This is a genomic window from Paenibacillus abyssi (genome assembly GCF_014640295.1).
GTDB classification, from domain to species: Bacteria; Bacillota; Bacilli; order Paenibacillales; family Paenibacillaceae; genus Paenibacillus_D; species Paenibacillus_D abyssi.
Genome location: NZ_BMGR01000033.1, coordinates 1 through 1,680, shown reverse-complemented (window position 1 = coordinate 1,680; position 1,680 = coordinate 1). Strand labels below are relative to the sequence as shown.

Sequence of the window (1,680 nt, the reverse complement as noted above, 5' to 3'; positions counted from 1 at the left end):
GGGAAAACCTCACGTACGGTTTGATGAGGAGGGGCTGGGCTTCGCCCAGCCTTTCACTCTAGCAGCCGATTCGGGCTGTGTTTGTTACTGGCGAACATCTGTACGGCTATGATATGATGATCGTAAACATGTTATATCGTAAACGTTATATAGAGGTATCAACAATGGAAGGTTGATTGAACAATGGACTTATTCAATTATCGTGAATCGGAGCAGCCGCGCGCTCGTTTGTTAGCCGACCGGATGCGGCCCGAAACGTTGGATGATTATATTGGACAAGCGCATATCGTAGGGCCAGGCAAGCTGCTTCGCCGTGCCATTGAGGGGGACCAGGTTTCTTCGATTTTACTTTATGGCCCTCCAGGCTGTGGGAAAACGACGTTGGCCCATATTATATCGAAACGGACCGAAGGTGAGTTCGTTAAGTTGAATGCCGTCGATGCCTCGGTCAAAGACGTTAGAGAAACGATCGACCAAGCCCGCTTGAACAAATCGATGTACGGCCGCAAAACGATTCTCTTCCTGGACGAGGTACATCGGTTTAACACAGCGCGCCAAGACGCGCTGCTGCCGGCCGTAGAGCAAGGGATCATTATCTTCATTGGAGCGACCACCGAAAATCCGTTTCATCATGTTAACGGAGCCTTGCTGTCGCGTTCTACTTTATTTCAGCTGGAGCCGTTAACCAAGGCGCATTCGCTGCTTGCGATGCAGCGGGCGCTTAGTGACCGGGAGCGCGGCTTGGGCTTTATGGACCTGCGGGTGGATGAGGATGCGCTCGAGCATCTGTCATCGATGGCAAACGGCGACATCAGGCGAGCGCTTAACGCGCTGGAGCTCGCTGCGGTGACAACGCCTTCGCAGCCGGATGGCTCCGTGCGCATTACGTTGGAAGTGGCGGAGGAATCCATTCGCCAGCCAACCGTAAGGGCCGATGAGTCGACGCAATATGATGTGTTGTCTGCGTTTCACAAGAGCGTGAGGGGATCGAGCGATGCCGCTTTGTTCTGGTTCTTTTACGCTGTGGAGAAGCTCGGGATGGATCCGATGACGTTCCTCCGTCGGCTTATTGTCGCCTGCAGTGAAGATATCGGACTGGCCAATCCTCAAGCGATGGTGCAGGCTGTCACGGCAATGGACGCTTATCACAAGATCGGCTGGCCGGAGGCGAAGTACAATATTACACAGGCGATCCTGTTTGCTGTGGAGAGCCCCAAATCCAATGCGGCAGCAATCGCAATAAGCAATGTCATGAATGCAATCGAATCGGCAGGCTCTGCGGAGGTGCCGCTGCACCTCCGAGATACCCATTACCGCGGCGCGGAAAAGCTTGGCCATCAAGGGTATCGTTATCCTCATGATTTTCCCGGTCATTATGTGGAACAGCATTATTTACCTGAAGGGCAGCGCAGCCGGTCATTTTATATGGCAACTGAACAGGGGATGGAAGAGAAAATACGGATCAACCAACAGCGCAGAAAGAAACCCCCTTTATGATTCAGAATCGCCAGTGAAAGGTTAAAATCAACGATATAAACACATAATGGGCAACCATACCCGAATAAACTCCAATATGGTATTTAATCAGACGTTTGACGTCAAGGTTTTCATCATCTAAGTGTCGTTGTTCTGTGATAATGTCACCCCATAACTGTTCTGAGATAATGTCACCATGGGACA

At 51.4% G+C, this 1,680-nt stretch carries 2 protein-coding genes; one reads left to right on the top strand and one right to left on the bottom strand.

The window, feature by feature from the left end; genetic code table 11:
• Positions 1-183 precede the first annotated feature (183 nt).
• The gene (locus tag IEW11_RS24710) at positions 184-1,497 is read left to right on the top strand and encodes a replication-associated recombination protein A (RefSeq protein ID WP_188533765.1); all 1,314 of its coding nucleotides are present in this window, start codon (positions 184-186) and stop codon (positions 1,495-1,497) included.
• Position 1,498: 1 nt separating this feature from the next.
• On the opposite strand, the gene IEW11_RS25085 is transcribed toward IEW11_RS24710, so the two are convergent.
• Positions 1,499-1,680, bottom strand: a 182-nt coding sequence (locus tag IEW11_RS25085; RefSeq protein ID WP_229725691.1) for a hypothetical protein, incomplete at its 5' end; no start/stop codon positions are given.

Bases quoted from the DNA above. Each gene is read 5' to 3' on its own strand.
- IEW11_RS24710 (WP_188533765.1), top strand. From the start codon at position 184: ATGGACTTATTCAATTATCGTGAATCGGAGCAGCCGCGCGCTCGTTTG.